Below are 17,303 nucleotides of genomic sequence, written 5' to 3'. Positions count from 1 at the left end.
GTCACTAGGGTGAGTCGCGTGTCACTCGTACTGGGTCCCGTCCTGCGCCACGTCGGCGAGACCACCGCGTCGGTCTGGGTGCAGACGGAACACGCAGCCACCGTCTCGGTGCTCGGTTGCGAAGCGCGCACCTTCGAGGTGTCCGGGCACCACTACGCGCTCGTTCCCGTCACCGGTCTCGCCCCGGACAGCCGCACCCCCTACGAGGTGGAGATCGACGGCGAGGCGGTGTGGCCGCCGTCCGCGAGCCCGTTCCCGCCGAGCGTGATCCGCACCCGCGGCCCGGAGTCCGACCGCAGCAACCGCATCGTCTTCGGGTCCTGCCGTTACCCCAAGGTGGCCGACCCCACGATCGCCGCGAGCCTGGGCATCGACGCGCTCGACGCCTACTCGGCGCGAATGGCGAAGCGCGCACCGGAGGAGTACGCCGACGTGCTGCTCCTGCTCGGGGACCAGGTGTACGCCGACGAGCTGACCCCCCGGAACCGGCGCCGCATCGCCGGGCGGCGCGACCGCCACCCGGACTGGCCGGACGAGGAGATCGTCGGCTACGACGAGTACGTCGAGCTCTATCGCGACTCGTGGACCGACCCGGAGATCCGGTGGCTGATGTCCACCGTGCCCACCGCCATGATCTTCGACGACCACGACGTGCGCGACGACTGGAACACCTCGGCGTCCTGGCGCGGCGAGATGCGCAGTACACCCTGGTGGCGCGACCGCATCCGAGCCGGGATCGCCTCGTACTGGGTGTACCAGCACATCGGCAACCTCCGTCCCGACGAGCTCGCATCCAACCCCGACTACCGCAAGATCCTCGAGCACGACGGCGACACGTGGCCGCTGCTCGTCGAGCTCGCCGACCGCGCCGACGCCGAGACCGACGGCGCGAAGGGGGTGCGGTTCAGCTTCCGCTGGGACCTCGGCCACAGCCGCTTCATCATGATCGACTCTCGCAACGGGCGCATCCTCGAGGGCGGCGAGCACCTCATGCTCGGCGACACCGAGTTCGACTGGATCGAGGAGCAGGTCGGTACCCCCGGACCGGTGGAGCACCTCGTCATCGGCACGTCGATCCCCTGGCTCCTGCCGCACGCCATCGGTGAGCTCGAGACGGTCAACGAGATCGCCTCGGGCCGACCGGGCTGGCGGGGCCGGCTGGCCGAGCGGATCCGCCAGGCCGCCGACCTGGAGCACTGGGCGGCCTTCCGCGCTTCGTTCGACCGGCTCACGGCGATGATCGACAAGGCGGCGGCAAGCGGTCCCACCACCGTCAGCGTCCTGTCCGGGGACGTCCACCACAGCTACGCCGCTCGCGCCGACCTCCCGTCCGGTCCGAGCGCCCGGGTGCACCAGCTCACGTGCTCCCCCGTGCACAACACGATGAGCTGGATGATCAAGCCGGGGTTCCGGCTCGGCTGGTCGCGCACCGTGGGCCGCCTCGCGAGCCGCTGGGCGGCCCGCGCCGGCGCGCCGCCCATGCCCCTGTCGTGGAACCGGTTGACAGGGCCGCTGTTCGGCAACATGATCGCCACCCTCGACATCGACGGCGCGAGTGCCGCGGTGGTCTTCGAGCAGCCGCGCACCGCGGCCACGCTGGCGGAGAAGGCGCGGGTGGAGCTCACCTCATGACCGGGCTGACAAGCGAAGCAGCGGCGCAGCGGATCAACGCCATCGCCGGCCAGACCGTCGTGCTCCGGCCCACCACCGCGGCACACGTCCCGGCCTTCCTGGAGATCCTCGGACATCCGGAGATCGCGAGATGGTGGGGCGGCTACGACCTGGAACGGGTGCGCCGCGAGCTGCTCGGCCCGCACTGCTACGCCATCGAACTGGCGCGCGAGGTGGTCGGGCTGATCATCTACCGCGAGGAGCTCGACCCCGACCACCGCCATGCCGCCATCGACCTCGCCCTGCACCCCGACCACCAGAGCCAGGGCCTGGGCTGCGACGCGATGCGGGCCATGGCCCGCTTCCTGTTCCGGCACAGGGAGCACCACCGCGTCGTGATCGACCCGGCTGCGCACAACGAGCGGGCCATCCGCAGCTGCGAGCGCGCCGGCTTCCGGCGGGTGGGGGTGCTGCGCAGCTACGAGCGCTCCAGCGACGGTCAGTGGCACGACGGGCTGCTGATGGACCTGCTCCCGGACGACCTGAGCTAGTACTCCGCTGCCGCGGATCGTCAGGCCCGGTGCGCGACCGGAGAGGCTCGATGCGGATTCTGATCATCACGGCGGGCTCGCGGGGTGATGTCGCCCCGTTCACGGGCCTGGGCCGGCGGCTGCAGCAGGCCGGCCACCAGGTGGCGCTGGCCGCCCATGGCCGGTTCGCCGGTCTCGTGCGCGAGTGCGGGCTGGAGTATCGGGCCCTTCCCGGCGATCCGGTCGAGCTCGTCCGCGCCCGCACCGCCGCCCCCTCCCCGGAGGCCGCGCGATCGGTCTTCGCCGCGTTCCTCGACGAGCTGAGCGAGGGGGTGACGGCCGCCGCGGCCGCCGGCACCGACGTCCTGCTCACCGCGTTCGGGCCGGCTCCGCTGGCCCGGGTCGTCGCGGACGGCTTCGGCATCCCGAGCGCCGGGGTCTATCTCGCGCCCGGGGTCCCCACCCGGGAGTTCCTGCCACCCGGCTGGCCCAGCACCGGGCAGCTCTCACCCGCCGACAACCTCGCCGCGGGTCGCGAGGTGCTCACCCGGACCGGCTCCCTCTACGCCGACGCCCTGCAGCGGCTGCGCACCCGGCTCGGTCTTCCCGCCACCACCACGGAGGTGTCCGGCCCGCCGGACGACTGGCCGATCTTCCACGGCTTCAGCCCGGCAGTGGTCCCCCCGCCCGCCGACTGGCCCGCAACGGTGCACGTGACCGGATACTGGTGGCCGGCCGGACCGCCGGCATGGCGGCCCCCGGATCAGCTGGTCGACTTCCTGGCGGCCGGTCCCCCTCCGGTGTTCGTCGGGTTCGGCAGCATGACCCCGGCCCACGAGCGACTCCACGACGTCGTCGCGGCCGCCGTCGAACGTGCCGGCGTGCGCGCCGTCGTCCAGTCCGGGTGGGCCGAGCTCGGACCCGCCGGTAACGACATCCTGGTCGTCGGGGACCTGCCACACGACTGGCTGTTCCCCCGGACCGCTGCCGTGGTCCACCACGCCGGAGCCGGCACCACCGGGGCCGGGCTGCGCGCGGGAGTGCCGGCGGTCCCGGTGCCGGTCCTGGTCGACCAGCCCTTCTGGGCGGACCGGCTGCACCGCCTCGGCGTGGCGCCGCGCCCGGTGCCACTGCACGAGCTGACCGCCGACATCTTGACCGACGCGCTGCGCTCCTGCCTTGACCGGCCGGCCTACCGCGACCGCGCCACCGAAATCGCTCGCACGATCCGCGCCGAGGACGGCCCCGCTGCCGTGCTCTCGCACATCACGCAGCTCGACCAGCGGTGACGCGGGTCAGAAGGCGGTGCGGTCCCGCCAGGCCGTCCAGGTGGGCCCGTCCCCGATCACCTGCAGGCCCGGGGCGTCCGCGTCGATGCGGCGCATGAGCGCCAGCAGGAGGTCGGCGGCAGTCCCACGGACGGCCGCGGTGCCCTTCCCGTGACCGTGCTCCCAGGCGAGCCCGGTCTCGCCGCCGCGCACCATCCACTCCCCCGCCGCGCCGAGCCCCTCGTCGGTGGCGTGCAGGTGCAGCGTGGCCCCCGGAGCGAGCGGAGGTGCCTCGTCGGACGCCGGGCGCGCGGCCAGCAGGTCCAGCCACTCGGAGACGCCGTCCGCCGCCACCTCGGGCTCCACGGCGTACGGGACGCCCAGGGCGATGGCCACGTCGGCCCGGTGGACGACCGACTCGTGCAGCCGCCGCCGGACCCACCAGGCTGCGGGTCGCGGCCCAAGGAACGTCCACACAGGGGCGTCCGCTCCGGTGGCCGCGACGGCGTCGAGGATCAGGCGGGCACTGTCCGTGAGCCAGTCGACAGCGGCGGGCAGCTCGGCGGGCGGCTTCCCGTCGGGGACCGAACGCACCTCGACGCGGGCATCGGCCCGCTCGCGCACGATCATGGCGGCCCACCGGTCCAGGCGCCCCACATGGGTGAGGAGCTGGTGCACGTTCCAACCGGGGCAGCTCGGCACCTCGAGGGTCGGGTCGGCTTCGGCGATGAGCTCACCGAGTAAGCGGTTCTGCTCGATCAGCGCGTCGGCGTGCTCCACGTCCGTGACGGTAGTCCCTCCACGGCCCCCACCTGTGACGGCGCGTACGCATCGGGGGGCGCCCGCATGGGTGATACCCGGATCGGGTAGGAAATTGCCATGGCGCGCGACGCACGGGAATGGACAGTCCCCGCCCCGCTGCGGGCATTGATGTGGTGGCCGGCAACGGCATTTGTGCTGGTCATGGTCGCTCCGGAGGCCGCGGCCACCTCGATCGCGGCGGCCGGCGTGGCCCTGGTGGCCCTCGGCGCGGTGACCCCCCTGGTGAGCAAGCGGCTACGGCGGCCCGTCGTCAGCGCCCCAACGGTGGAGCCGCCCGCTCAGGACCCGCCCACCATCGAGATCGAGATGCCCACCATCGAGATCTCGCCGACCCGCCGGGTGGCCTGACCACGACCCATGACGTGATCGCCGGCACGCGCGCTCGTGCCGGCATCGCCGCCTTTCCGACCGCAAGCCCGTCCTCTGCGGACCGTCGCGACGGGTGACCCCCGTCCGGCCGGTCCAACACTCGTACTTCCGATAGTAGGATTCCCTAGTATCTGTCCTGCCTGAGGAGGAGTGTCGTGGCCGAGCTGCACGTGCCCACCCACCCGGTCCGGTTCGTCACCGCTGCCAGCCTCTTCGACGGCCACGACGCCGCCATCAACATCATGCGGCGGATCCTGCAGCGCCAGGGCGCCGAGGTGATCCACCTGGGGCACAACCGCTCCGTCGACGAGGTGGTCGCCGCGGCGATCCAGGAGGACGCACAGGGCGTGGCCGTCAGCTCTTACCAGGGCGGGCACGTCGAGTACTTCACCTACCTCGTCGAGCTGCTGCGCGAGCGCGGCGCCGGGCACGTGAAGGTCTACGGCGGGGGCGGCGGCGTGATCGTGCCCGCCGAGATCGAGCTGCTGCACTCGCGTGGCGTCTCCCGCATCTTCTCCCCCGAGGACGGCCAGCGGCTCGGCCTGCCCGGGATGATCAACCTGATGATCCGCGAATGTGACGTCGATCTCGCCGAGCAGCCACCGCCGTCGTTCGACGGCCTGTTCGCCGGCGAGCACACCACGCTCGCCCGCACGCTCACCCTCGCCGAGGCCGGCCGGCTGCCGGCGGGCCTCGACCTCGAGCCCCGCCGCCCGGTTCCCGTGCTGGGGGTCACCGGCACCGGAGGGTCGGGCAAGTCGAGCCTCACCGACGAGCTGGTGCGCCGGTTCCGGCTCGACCAGGAGGACAAGCTCCGCATCGCCGTGCTCGCCGTCGACCCGACCCGCCGCCGGGGCGGAGGCGCGCTCCTCGGTGACCGGATCCGGATGAACTCCCTCAGCGGCGACCAGGTCTTCTTCCGCTCGATGGCCACCCGGGGCGCCGACGCCCCGCTCCCGGAGCGGCTCGGTGACGTGCTCGCCGTGCTCAAGGCCGCCGCGTTCGACCTGGTGATCGTCGAGACGCCGGGCATCGGGCAGGGCGACGCCGGCATCGTGCCGTTCGCCGACCGCTCGCTGTACGTGATGACGCCCGAGTTCGGCGCCGCGTCCCAGCTCGAGAAGATCGACATGCTCGACTTCGCCGACGTCGTCGCGATCAACAAGTTCGAGCGGCGCGGCGCCGAGGACGCCCGCCGCGACGTGGGCCGCCAGCTCGTGCGCAACCGCGAGGCGTTCGGCGCGTCGTGGGAGGACATGCCCGTCTTCGGCACGAGCGCCGCCACCTTCAACGACGACGGCGTCACCGCCCTCTACCAGCACATCGTCCCGCTGCTCGGCGAGAACGGGCTGGTCACCGGCGAGGGCAGGCTCCCGCGCACCGACCGGAAGACCTCCTCGGAGCACGCCGCGATCATCCCGTCCCAGCGCACGCGGTACCTCTCCGACATCACCGCCACCGTCCGCGACTACCACGCGAGGACCGCCGCGGCCGTCGACGCCGCCCGGCAGCGCCAGCACCTCCGCACCGCGCGCGCGGCGCTGCAGGCGGCAGGCGCCGACGAGGGTGGCCTGGCCGGCGTGCTGGAGCAGGCGGAGCAGGCCCTTCCCGCGGAGGCCGCCCAGCTGCTCGACACGTGGCCGGAGGTCGTCGAGGCCTACTCGGGCGACGAGATGGTGGTGCAGGTCCGCGACAAGGAGCTGCGCACCCGGCTCACCCGCGAGACCCTCTCGGGCAACCGGGTGCGGCGGGTGGCACTGCCGCGCTACACCGAGGACGCGGAGCTGCTGCGGTTCCTGCGCAAGGAGAACCTGCCCGGGAAGTTCCCGTTCACCGCGGGGGTGTTCGCGTTCAAGCGCGAGGGCGAGGACCCGGCGCGGATGTTCGCGGGCGAGGGCGACGCCTTCCGCACCAACCGGCGCTTCAAGCTGCTGTCGGCCGACTCGGAGGCCAAACGGCTCTCCACGGCGTTCGACTCCGTCACGCTCTACGGGCGCGAGCCCGACACGCGCCCTGACGTCTACGGCAAGGTCGGCACCTCCGGCGTCTCGATCGCGACGCTCGAGGACATGAAGGCGCTCTACGACGGGTTCGACCTCACCTCGCCGACGACCTCGGTGTCGATGACGATCAACGGCCCGGCCCCGACGATCCTCGCCTTCTACCTCAACACCGCGATCGACCAGCAGGTCGAGAAGTTCCGCGCCGAGCACGGGCGGGAGCCGTCGGCACAGGAACACGAGGGACTCACGGCGTTCGCCCTGCAGAACGTCCGCGGCACGGTGCAGGCCGACATCCTCAAGGAGGACCAGGGCCAGAACACCTGCATCTTCTCCACCGAGTTCTCCTTGCGGATGATGGCCGACATCCAGGAGTGGTTCATCCAGCACAAGGTGCGGAACTTCTACTCGGTCTCCATCTCCGGCTACCACATCGCCGAGGCCGGGGCCAACCCCATCAGCCAGCTCGCGTTCACCCTCGCCAACGGGTTCACCTTCGTCGAGAGCTACCTCGCCCGCGGGATGGATGTCGACGACTTCGCCCCGAACCTCTCGTTCTTCTTCTCCAACGGGATGGACGCGGAGTACTCGGTGATCGGACGGGTGGCGCGGCGGATCTGGGCCGTCGCCATGCGCGAGCGGTACGGCGCGAACGAGCGGTCACAGAAGCTCAAGTACCACGTGCAGACCTCGGGGCGGTCGCTGCACGCGCAGGAGATGGACTTCAACGACATCCGCACCACCCTGCAGGCACTGTGCGCGCTCTACGACAACGCGAACTCGCTGCACACCAACGCGTTCGACGAGGCGGTGACCACGCCGACCGAGTCGTCGGTACGGCGCGCGATGGCGATCCAGCTGATCATCAACCGCGAATGGGGCCTGTCGATGAACGAGAACCCCCTGCAGGGTTCGTTCGTCATCGACGAGCTCACCGATCTCGTCGAGGAGGCCGTGCTGGCCGAGTTCGACCGGATCTCCGAGCGCGGCGGGGTGCTCGGCGCGATGGAGACCGGGTACCAGCGCGGGCGGATCCAGGACGAGTCGATGCTCTACGAGCACCGCAAGCACGACGGCACGTTGCCGATCGTCGGCGTCAACACGTTCGTGCGAGAGGGGTCGGAGGCGCCGCACGAGATCGAGCTCGCCCGCGCCACCGAGGCGGAGAAGAAGAGCCAGCTCGACCGGCTCGCCGACTTCCGCACCCGGCACACCGGCGAGGCACAGGCCGCGGTCCGGCGGCTGCAGGACGTGGCGACGGGTGGCGGCAACGTCTTCGACGAGCTGATGAAGGCCGCCCGCGTCTGCTCGCTGGGCCAGCTGACGGACGCGTTCTTCGAGGTGGGCGGCCAGTACCGGCGCAACATGTAGGTCGCGATCACGACCCTGCTGCGGCGGGCGGGAGCGCGATCTCGTCGAGCAGCCCGGCCGCGATCCCGGCCGCCGCCGGGTCGTACCGGGCAGCCAGCGTGCGGAACACCTTCTCCGCGCGGACGGCAGGCCAACCGGCCGGGAGATGCTCGGCGGGCAGGTGGGGGTCCTGGCGGACGAGCTGGAGCCAGTCGGTGTGCAGCAGGAGCTGCCGGGCCAGGTCGTCACGGGCCTCGACGGCCGGAGCGGTGACATCCCAGCGGCTCAGGAACGCCTGGTAGCGCGCGGCGATCGTCGGCAGGTCGAACGCCTTGCCCACGAGATCGGCCGACTCGGTCGGTTTCGTGGCCTGTGCGGTGAGCACCGTGACGGCATCCGCGAGCCCGAGATCCTCGACGATCCGCACGACGTCGACCTCGCCCGCCGCGATCCACAGGCCGTTCTGGAGCGGTCCGAATCCCGCCCATACCAGCTGGGATCGCAGGTCGTGGCGTTCGCTGCGGCGTGAGTCCGGCAGCGAGAAGCCGACGAGCGTCCAGCTGCCGTTCCAGTCGCGGTTGACCGCACCGGTCTCCCAGATCCGCCGGTACCCGTCCTCGAGGACGGCCACGGCGCGCGGGGTGAGCGCGAGGTACACCTTCCGGCCACGCCGGTGCCGGGCGAGGAGGTCGCGCGTGGCCATTCGTGTCAGCGTCGAGCGCACGGCCTCCTCGGAGATACCGATCCGCTCGAAGACCTCGATGACGCTGCCCGAGTAGACCGCGGTGTCGCGTCCGCGCACGTAGATGCCGAGGAAGGTGAGCATGAGCGACTGCGGGCGGGCGCTCGCCACGCCCGGTTCGTCGTCTCGGATCGGCACCCGGCGAGGGTAGCCCCGGGCAATACTGGGCACAACGTTGACGGTCGTCACAGTTGCGCCTAACGTTTCGCCGCATTCGAGCAAGGGATGTGGCGATGGACCTGACAGGGCGGGTGGCGGTGGTGACCGGCAGCGGTCGCGGCCTCGGGCTGGCCTACGCCGAGGCGCTGGCCGCTGCGGGCGCCGCGGTCGTGGTCAACGACGTCGACGCCGACGCGGCCGAGCGCGCCGTACGGCGGATCGGTGAGCGCGGCGGATCGGCCGTCGCCGAGCTCGTCGCGGTGGGCTCGGCCGACGCCGCCGACCGGCTCGTGGACCGCGCGGTGTCGGCCTTCGGACACCTCGACGTGATGGTCACCAACGCCGGGATCCTGCGGGACAGGGTTCTGTGGAAGATGACCGACGAAGACTTCGACGCCGTGGTCGAGGTACACCTGCGGGGGACGTTCACGTGCGCCCGCGCGGCCGTCGTGCAGATGCGCGCGCAGGGCACCGGCGGCCGGCTGATCCTCGCCGCGTCCCCTGCCGGACAGCGCGGCAACTTCGGTCAGACGAACTACGCGGCCGCCAAGGCAGGGATCGCCGCGATGGCGCGGACCTGGGCGTTGGAGCTGGCGAAGGCCGGGATCACGGCGAACGCGATCGTCCCGGTGGCGGCCACCGACATGACCCGCACGATCCCGGCGTTCGCCCCGTACGTCGAGGCGCTGGAGCAGCGGGACGAGCCGCTGCCATCGTGGCTGCGCCACGACGAGGGGTTCGGTACAGCCCAGGACGTCGCCGGCCTGGTGGTCTTCCTGGCCTCGGACGCGGCGGCGGACGTCACCGGGCAGGCCATCGGCATCGGCGGTGACAAGCTCACCCTGTGGGCCCACCCGCACGAGCGCGCGACGGCCTACGCCGAGGGCGGCTGGAGCGCCGACGCCATCGCGGCCGCGTGGCCGGGCGGCCTCGGCCGCACCCCGGAGACCTACGGCATTCCGATGCCCGCCGCTCGGGCGGGGCAGCCGTGAGCGCACCCGCCGCCACGATCGACGTCGACGCGCTCGTCGCGATCGACGTCCACACCCACGCCGAGGTGTCCGCCACCGGTCACGTGTCGTTGAGCCCCGAGCTGTTCGATGCCTCGGCCGACTACTTCGGCGCTCACGACCACCGCCGGCCGACGATCCCGGAGATGGCCGCGTACTACCGCGAACGCCGCATGGCGGCGGTGGTGTTCACGGTCGACGCAGAGCACGCCACGGGACACCCCCGGATCGCCAACGAGGAGGTCGCGCAGTCCTGCGCCGAGCACGCCGACGTGCTGATCCCGTTCGCCAGCGTCGACCCGTGGAAGGGCCGGGCGGGCGTGCGCGAGGCGCGGCGGCTCGTCGAGGACCACGGCGTGCGCGGGTTCAAGTTCCACCCGAGCATGCAGGGCTTCTCCCCGAACGACCCCATGGCCTACCCGCTCTACGAGGCGATCGAGGAGCTGGGCGTCCCCGCGCTGTTCCACACCGGCCAGACCGGGATCGGCGCCGGCGTGCCCGGCGGGGGCGGGATCCACCTGAAGTACTCGAACCCCATGCTCGTCGACGACGTGGCCGTCGACTTCCCCGACCTGCGGATCATCCTCGCCCATCCGTCGTTCCCGTGGCAGGACGAGGCGCTGGCCGTGGCCACCCACAAGCCGTCCGTCTACATCGACCTGTCCGGGTGGTCGCCGAAGTACTTCCCGCCGCAGCTCGTCCGGTACGCGAACTCGCTGCTCAAGGACAAGGTGCTGTTCGGCTCGGACTACCCGGTCATCACGCCGGACCGCTGGCTGGCGGACTTCGCGAAGCTGGAGATCAAGCCCGAGGTCCGGCCGAAGATCCTCAAGGACAACGCCGCCGCGCTGCTCGGCCTCGCGGAGCGGCGGTCATGACCAACGCTGCGACCACCGTCGCCACCGGCATCGAGGAGCTCACGGCGCTCGCCGGCGCCGATCTCGGCGTCACGGCATGGCACGAGATCACCCAGGACCGCGTCGACACCTTCGCCGATGCGACCGATGACCACCAGTGGATCCACGTCGACGCGGAGCGGGCCCGCACCGGTCCCTTCGGCACGACGATCGCGCACGGCTACCTGACGCTCTCCTTGATCATCCCGCTCTTCGGCGAACTGCTGGAGATCCGCGGGACGTCGATGAGCGTCAACTACGGGCTGGAGAAGGTGCGCTTTCCCAGCCCCGTCCCCGTCGGCAGCCGGATCCGGCTGCACGGCACGGTCGACTCCGTCGACGAGGTCGGCGGGAACGGCGTGCAGATGGCCCTGACCTTCACGATCGAGATCGACGGCTCCACGAAACCGGCCTGTGTCGCACAGGCGCTGTTCCGGCACTACGCATAACCCCTCGCCCGCGCCCAACGTAGGGATGTCCACCATGGCGAACCCGGCAGCCACCACCCACTCCACCGTCCAGCTCCGACGTGCGGTCGCATCCAGCTTCGTCGGCAGCGTGATCGAGTACTACGACTTCCTGCTCTACGCCACCGCCTCCGCGGTGGTGTTCGGGAAGGTGTTCTTCTCCACGCTCGATCCGTTGACGGCAACCGTGGCGAGCTTCGGGACGTTCGCGGCGGGTTACCTCGCCCGGCCGCTCGGCGGGATCCTGTTCGGCCACTTCGGTGACCGCATCGGCCGGAAGAAGATGCTGGTCACCACCATGACGCTGATGGGCGTCGTGAGCTTCCTGATCGGGGCGCTCCCGACCTACGGGCAGATCGGCATCTGGGCGCCGATCATTCTCGTCACGCTGCGCATCCTGCAGGGCGTGGCCGTCGGCGGCGAATGGGGCGGCGCGGTGCTGATGTCGGCCGAGCACGCCACGTCCCGGCGCGGGCTGTGGGCGAGCTTCACCAACGCCGGTGCGCCCTGCGGCATGGTGCTCTCGACCGTCGCGCTCACGGCGTCCGCGGCGATCGCCGGCGAGGAGGCGTTCCTCGTCTGGGGGTGGCGGGTGCCCTTCCTGCTCAGCATCCTGCTCCTCGGGATCGGCCTGTTCATCAGGCTCAAGGTCGAGGAGACGCCGGTCTTCGCGGCAGCCGGGAAGACCGCACGCGTCCCGCTGTTCGACGTGCTGCGCAACCACCCCCGCAACCTGCTGCTCGCCGTGGGGATCGGGCTGGCCGCGTTCGTGGCGCAGGGCACGCTGACCACGTTCCTCATCGCCTACGGGGTGGAGGCCGGCTACAGCCGCCAGACCGTGCTGAACGGCCTCACCTTGTCCTCGGTGCTCGCCGTGATCGGCATCATCGGCTTCTCGGCGCTGTCGGATCGACTGGGACGCCGGCCCGTCGTCCTTGCCGGCGCGGTGGCGATGGCGGTGTTCAGCTTCCTGCTGTTCCCGATGGTCGACAGCGGTGACGTCGTGGTGCTCGTGGTCGCGCTGGTGGTCGGCCAGGCCGTGATCCAGCCGGCGATGTACGGGCCGCTCGCCGCGTTGTGCACGGAGCTGTTCAGCACCCGCAGCCGGTACACCGGCGCGTCGCTGGGCTACCAGCTGTCCGGGCTGGGTGCCGGGCTCGCGCCGGTGCTGTTCGCCTCCGTTCTCGCCGGCGGCGGCTCGACGACGACGATCTCGCTGATCATCGCCGGGTTCTGCCTGCTCACCGTGGTGTGCGTGGTGCTGCTCGCGGAGACGAGCGGGAACAGCCTCACCGAGAACCCGCCGTCCCCGGCCGCCGCCGCCCCGACGACGACGATCAGCTGAGCATGCGCAACCACGGCATCGGGGGGTGGCCTGCGCGGCGGGCGCAGATGTCGCCGGGGCGCACCGCGTTCGTCCACGAGGATGCGACGACCACGTTCGCCGAGGTGCACGAGCGGGCGACGAGGCTGGCCGCGCAGCTGCGTTCGGCCGGTGTGCGCCGCGGTGACCGGGTCGCCTTCCTCGGCCCGAACCACCCGGCGTTCGCCGAGACGCTGTTCGCCACCCACCTGCTCGGCGCCGTCTTCGTGCCGCTGAACTGGCGGCTGGCCGCCCCCGAGATCGGGTACATGATCGAGCACTCCGGAGCCTCGGTGCTGGTCCGCGCGCCGAACTGCCCGGCACCGGCGGACCGGGGTGCGCTGCGGGCGGTCGTCGCCCTCCGGGACCCGGCGTCCGGCGAGATCGACTACGAGCCCTGGGTGCGCTCCGGTGACCCGACCCCGATCGACGAACCCGTGCACCAGGACGAGCCGGCGCTGATCCTCTACACCTCCGGCACGACCGGGCGCCCGAAGGGAGCCGTCCTCACCCACGCGAACGTCGTGTGGAACTGCGTCAACATCATGATCGGTGTCGACGTCGCCTCCGACGAGGTCACGCTGGTCAGCGCCCCTCTGTTCCACGTCGCGGCCCTGAACCAGACGCTGCTGCCCACCTTCCTGAAGGGCGCCTGCTCGGTGATCATGCCGCGCTGGGACGTGGACTCCTGCTACGACCTGATCGCGCGGCACCGGATCACGTGGATGTTCGGGGTCACCACGATGTTCGCCGAGCTCGCCCGGTCGCCGCGGTGGTGCACCGCCGACCTGTCGTCGCTCCGCAACCTCATGACCGGTGGTGCGCCCGTGCCACCGGCCCTGATCACGACCTTCCAGGACCGCGGGCTCGTGTTCTGCCAGGGCTACGGGCTCACCGAGACCGCGCCGGGCGCCACGTTCCTGGAGGCGCGGGAGAGCGTCGCCAAGGCCGGGTCGGTCGGCGTGCCGGTCTTCTTCGCCGACGTGCGGGTGGTCCGCCCCGACCTCACCGACGTCGAGGTCGGCGAGCCGGGCGAGGTGCTCGTGCGGGGGCCCAACGTCACCCCCGGCTACTGGGGCGACCCCGCAGCCACGGCCGCGGCGTTCACCGACGGCTGGTTCCACTCCGGGGACCTCGCGACCGTCGACCAGGACGGGCACCTGCACATCGTCGACCGGCTGAAGGACATGTACATCTCCGGCGGGGAGAACGTGTACCCCGCGGAGGTGGAGGGCGTGCTGTTCGAGCACCCCGCGGTGGCCGAGTGCGCGGTCATCGGCGTCCCACACGAGAAATGGGGCGAGGCCGGCAAGGCGTTCGTGGTGCTGCGCCCCGGCGCCACGGCAGGCGCCCGGCAACTGCACCAGCACGTGGCCGAGCGGCTGGCGAAGTACAAGGTCCCCGTCGATTTCGAGCTGGTCGACGCGCTGCCGCGCACCGGCTCCGGCAAGGTGCAGAAGGGCAGGCTGCGTGCCATCGCGCCGGGACCGGCGTAGCTCCAGCGGAGTATTACGGTCTGACAAGGGCCGTCACCAGGATGTCCCAGCAAGGAGTCCGCCCCGTGCCCCAGCGCAGCGTCGACGTCAACGGCATCGAGATGCACGTGGTGGAGGAGGGGAGCGGGCCACCGGTGATCTTCGCCCACGGGTTCCCGGAGCTCGCCTACTCCTGGCGGCACCAGATCGGCGCGGTCGCCGCGGCCGGCTACCGGGCGATCGCCCCCGACCAGCGGGGATACGGCCGGACGTCGGCCCCGGAGGGCATCGACCGGTACGACATCCTGCATCTCACGGGTGATCTCATCGCCCTGCTCGACGAGCTCGGCGAGGAGAAGGCCGTGTTCGTGGGCCACGACTGGGGCTCGTCGGTCGTCTGGCAGACCGCCCTGCTGCACCCCGACCGCGTCGCGGGTGTTTGCGGGATGAGCGTGCCGTTCACACCGCGGGCACAGCGGCCGCCCACGGAGCTCTGGCGGGCCGCGACCGGCGACTCGTTCTTCTACATCCTCTACTTCCAGGAGCCCGGCGTCGCCGACGCGGAGCTGGACGCCGACCCCGCGCGGACGATGCGACGGCTGCTCGGCGGCACCCGGACCGAGCGGGGAGCCGGCGAGATCCTGCGCGGCGCCGACGACGGCCGCGGCTTCATCGACCGCTTCCCGGAGCCGCGGGAGCTGCCGAGCTGGCTGGAGCCTGCCGAGCTGGAGCACTACGTGGAGGAGTTCCGTCGCACGGGCTTCACCGGCGGCCTGAACTGGTACCGCAACGTCGACCGCAACTGGGAGCTCACCCCACAGCTCGCCGGCGCGCACGTCACGGTGCCGAGCTTCTTCATCGGCGGCCAGCTCGACCCGGTGCTGGTGCTGACCTCGCCCGGCAAGCAGGACGAATGGCTCGACGACCACCGCGGCACGGTGATCGTCGACGGGGCAGGCCACTGGGTCCAGCAGGAGGCGGCGGATCAGGTGAACCGCGTGCTGCTCGGCTTCCTGGACTCGATCACGCCGTAGCGGCGGCGTGCTGCGGGGCGGGGACCCTGCGCAGCCACAGGGCCAGTCCCAGCGCCGCCACCAGCAGCCCGCTCACGTAGACGACCACACCCAGCCAGCCGGCCTCGTCGTAGGCGATGCCCCCGACGGCCCCGCCGATGCTGCTGCCCAGGTAGTACGTGCAGAGGTACAGCGAGGACGCCACGCCCGGCGACCCCCCGGGCAGGAGCGTCGCGCGCCTGCCGACCCAGCTGCTCGCCAGGGAGTGGGCGCCGAAGAACCCGATCGTGACGAGCAGGAGGCCGGCCAGCACGGCGAGCAGGTGGTCCGGCACCGTCACCCACGCACCCAGCACACCGACGAGCACCGCACCCCACATCACCTTGCGCCGCCCGATCCGGTCACCGAGCCGGCCGGCGGTCGTCGAGGCCCAGGTGCCGGCGATGTAGCCGAGGAAGATCAGGCCGACGAGCTGGGGCGGCAGGTCGAACGGCGGGGCCAGCAGCCGGAAGCCCAGGTAGTTGTAGACGGTCACGAAGGCGCCCATCAGCAGGAACCCGATACCGAACAGGCACACGAGACCGGGGTCGCGCAGGTGCACACGCACGAGCGGGCCCAGCTCGCCGAGCCGCACCTGCGCGGGCGCCGGAGCTTGCGCGGGCGGCAGCAGCAACCGGAACACCACGGTGCAGATGATCGAGAGCACGCCGATCACACCGAGGGCGATCCGCCAGCCCGCGACGTCGGCCACGGCTCCGGCGATCAGCCGCCCCGAGAGCCCACCGAGGGTGTTCCCCGCGATCAGGAGCCCGACGGCGCTGCCGAGCCACCGCGGCGCCACCTCGCGCGTCATGTGGGACATCGCGAGCGCCGGGAGCGCGGCGATCGCCACCCCCTGCAGCGCCCGGATCCCGACGAGCGCGGGGAAGTTCGGCGCCAGGGGGGCGAGCACGCCCAGCACGGCCGTGGTCGCCAGTGCGATCGTCATCACCCGCACGCGGCCCCACGACTCGGCCAGCGTGGCGAGCGGCACCACGGCGAGGGCGAGTGCCCCCGTCGTCGCCGACAGCGCCAGGCTGGACGTCGACGACGAGAGGTGGAACTGGTCGGCCAGCGTCGGGAGCAGCCCTTGCACGCAGTAGACCAGCACGAACGTGGCGAGACCCGCGCACCACATCGCCGCGCCGAGCCGGCGGTAGCCGGGGGTGCCCCGCTCGTGGCCGGTGGTGGCGGCGGGAGCGGCGTCAGCAGAGATCGTTGTCATCGCTATCGACCGTAGGACGGGAAGACCGATGCGTCCAATGCATCTTCGGCTAGGCCATGATGCAGTTATGGATGAGATCGGCGCCCTCGCCATCGCGCCCCGGCTGAGCCAGTTCGTCGCCGTCGCGCGGGCCGAGCACATGACCCATGCGGCGGAGGAGATCGGCGTCCCGCAGTCGACGCTCAGCCGCAGCATCGCCCGGCTGGAGGCCGATCTCGGCGTCGGGCTGTTCGTCCGGACCGGTCGCACGGTGCGCCTCACCCGGGAGGGCCGCACCCTCCTGCGGCACGCGGAGCGCGCGCTGGGCGAGCTCGCCGCGGCCGTCCGGGAGATCCGGGGCGACGCCGACGAGCTGCGCGGCCGCGTGGGCCTCGCGTTCCTGTCCACGCTGGGCGCCGCGGCGGTCCCCCGGCTCCTGCGCGACTTCCGGGCGTTCCACCCCGGCATCCGCTTCGACCTGGTGCAGGGCCCCCACGCGTTGCTGCTCGATCGGCTCCGGGCGGGAGACGCCGACCTGGCCCTCACCTCACCCCTGCCGGACGAGCCCGGGCTGGAGACGGAGCCGCTCGGCGAGGAGGAGCTGCGGCTCGCGGTCCCCGCCGACCATCCCCTCGCGGCGCGCACCGGCGGCGTCGCACTCGCCGAGGCCGCCCGGGACCCGTTCGTCGGCTTCCTGCCGGGCTTCGGCATGCGCGGCACCGTGGACGCGTGGTGCCGGGAGGCCGGGTTCGTGCCGCGGGTGGCGTTCGAGGGCGGGGACGTCGAGACCCTGCGCGGGCTCGTCGGCGCCGGCCTGGGCGTGGCGCTGTTACCGATGGCTGCTCACCCCGCCACCCCCGGGGTGGTGGAGCTGCCGATCACCGAGCCCCGCACGACACGGACGATCGGTCTCGTGCGGGTGCGCGACCGCCCACTCACCCCGCCGGTCGGGGTGCTGCAGGACTTCCTGCGCAGCAGACCCCTC

General features: G+C 71.9%; 15 protein-coding genes. 12 read left to right on the top strand and 3 right to left on the bottom strand.

Annotation, left to right across the window (positions count from 1 at the left end; translation table 11 throughout):
• The first annotated feature begins 18 nt into the window (after window positions 1-18).
• The 3 genes from HF577_RS21285 to HF577_RS21275 are packed head-to-tail and all read left to right on the top strand — an operon-like array spanning window position 19 to window position 3,430.
• Entirely contained in the window at window positions 19-1,632 is a 1,614-nt protein-coding gene (locus HF577_RS21285) for an alkaline phosphatase D family protein (RefSeq protein ID WP_169397679.1), read from the top strand.
• Window positions 1,629-2,162, top strand: coding sequence for a GNAT family N-acetyltransferase (locus HF577_RS21280; protein ID WP_169397678.1), 534 nt, complete (start codon window positions 1,629-1,631; stop codon window positions 2,160-2,162). The genes HF577_RS21285 and HF577_RS21280 overlap by 4 nt, the downstream gene beginning before the upstream one ends.
• Window positions 2,163-2,212: 50 nt before the next feature.
• Entirely contained in the window at window positions 2,213-3,430 is a 1,218-nt protein-coding gene (locus tag HF577_RS21275; RefSeq protein ID WP_169397677.1) for a glycosyltransferase, read from the top strand.
• Between the two features lie 6 nt (window positions 3,431-3,436).
• On the opposite strand, the gene HF577_RS21270 is transcribed toward HF577_RS21275, so the two are convergent.
• The gene (locus HF577_RS21270; protein WP_169397676.1) at window positions 3,437-4,189 is read right to left on the bottom strand and encodes a maleylpyruvate isomerase family mycothiol-dependent enzyme; all 753 of its coding nucleotides are present in this window, start codon (window positions 4,187-4,189) and stop codon (window positions 3,437-3,439) included.
• A 99-nt stretch (window positions 4,190-4,288) separates the two neighbouring features.
• Here HF577_RS21270 and HF577_RS21265 point away from each other — a divergent pair, with 99 nt between their 5' ends.
• Both HF577_RS21265 and icmF read left to right on the top strand, forming a co-directional pair.
• Window positions 4,289-4,579 carry a hypothetical protein gene (locus HF577_RS21265; protein ID WP_169397675.1) on the top strand — a complete coding sequence of 97 codons (291 nt, stop codon included), beginning with the start codon at window positions 4,289-4,291 and terminating at the stop codon, window positions 4,577-4,579.
• 176 nt (window positions 4,580-4,755) lie between these two features.
• Entirely contained in the window at window positions 4,756-7,971 is a 3,216-nt protein-coding gene (icmF, locus tag HF577_RS21260) for a fused isobutyryl-CoA mutase/GTPase IcmF (RefSeq protein WP_312859275.1), read from the top strand.
• 7 nt (window positions 7,972-7,978) lie between these two features.
• Here icmF and HF577_RS21255 read toward each other — a convergent pair whose 3' ends face one another.
• Window positions 7,979-8,830, bottom strand: coding sequence for a PaaX family transcriptional regulator (locus tag HF577_RS21255; protein ID WP_312859274.1), 852 nt, complete (start codon window positions 8,828-8,830; stop codon window positions 7,979-7,981).
• A 95-nt stretch (window positions 8,831-8,925) separates the two neighbouring features.
• On the opposite strand from HF577_RS21255, the gene HF577_RS21250 reads away from it, so the two are divergent.
• The 6 genes from HF577_RS21250 (at window position 8,926) to HF577_RS21225 (ending at window position 15,096) form a co-directional block, all read left to right on the top strand.
• Window positions 8,926-9,843: an SDR family oxidoreductase gene (locus tag HF577_RS21250; RefSeq protein ID WP_169397674.1), complete on the top strand. Its 918-nt coding sequence runs from the start codon at window positions 8,926-8,928 to the stop codon at window positions 9,841-9,843.
• Between the two features lie 17 nt (window positions 9,844-9,860).
• Complete coding sequence (locus HF577_RS21245) at window positions 9,861-10,739, top strand: amidohydrolase family protein (protein WP_169397696.1); 879 nt, start codon at window positions 9,861-9,863, stop codon at window positions 10,737-10,739.
• Window positions 10,736-11,206: a MaoC family dehydratase gene (locus tag HF577_RS21240; RefSeq protein WP_169397673.1), complete on the top strand. Its 471-nt coding sequence runs from the start codon at window positions 10,736-10,738 to the stop codon at window positions 11,204-11,206. The genes HF577_RS21245 and HF577_RS21240 overlap by 4 nt, the downstream gene beginning before the upstream one ends.
• Before the next feature lie 34 nt (window positions 11,207-11,240).
• A complete protein-coding gene (locus HF577_RS21235; RefSeq protein ID WP_246266874.1) occupies window positions 11,241-12,569 on the top strand; it encodes an MFS transporter in 1,329 nt (442 codons plus the stop codon).
• Between the two features lie 2 nt (window positions 12,570-12,571).
• Window positions 12,572-14,083: an acyl-CoA synthetase gene (locus HF577_RS21230; RefSeq protein ID WP_169397671.1), complete on the top strand. Its 1,512-nt coding sequence runs from the start codon at window positions 12,572-12,574 to the stop codon at window positions 14,081-14,083.
• 65 nt (window positions 14,084-14,148) lie between these two features.
• Window positions 14,149-15,096, top strand: a complete 948-nt coding sequence (locus HF577_RS21225; RefSeq protein WP_312859273.1) for an alpha/beta fold hydrolase — start codon at window positions 14,149-14,151, stop codon at window positions 15,094-15,096.
• On the opposite strand, the gene HF577_RS21220 is transcribed toward HF577_RS21225, so the two are convergent.
• Window positions 15,086-16,339 (bottom strand): MFS transporter, encoded by a 1,254-nt coding sequence (locus HF577_RS21220; protein WP_246266872.1) that lies wholly within the window; start codon window positions 16,337-16,339, stop codon window positions 15,086-15,088. The genes HF577_RS21225 and HF577_RS21220 overlap by 11 nt on opposite strands.
• A gap of 67 nt (window positions 16,340-16,406) precedes the next feature.
• Between HF577_RS21220 and HF577_RS21215 the strand changes: the two genes are divergently transcribed.
• Window positions 16,407-17,303 (top strand): LysR family transcriptional regulator (locus HF577_RS21215; protein ID WP_169397669.1); only part of this gene is annotated, 897 nt, incomplete at its 3' end.

The organism is Pseudonocardia xinjiangensis (assembly GCF_012911925.1).
GTDB lineage: Bacteria > Actinomycetota > Actinomycetes > Mycobacteriales > Pseudonocardiaceae > Pseudonocardia > Pseudonocardia xinjiangensis.
This window is presented reverse-complemented; position numbering and strand designations above follow the sequence as displayed.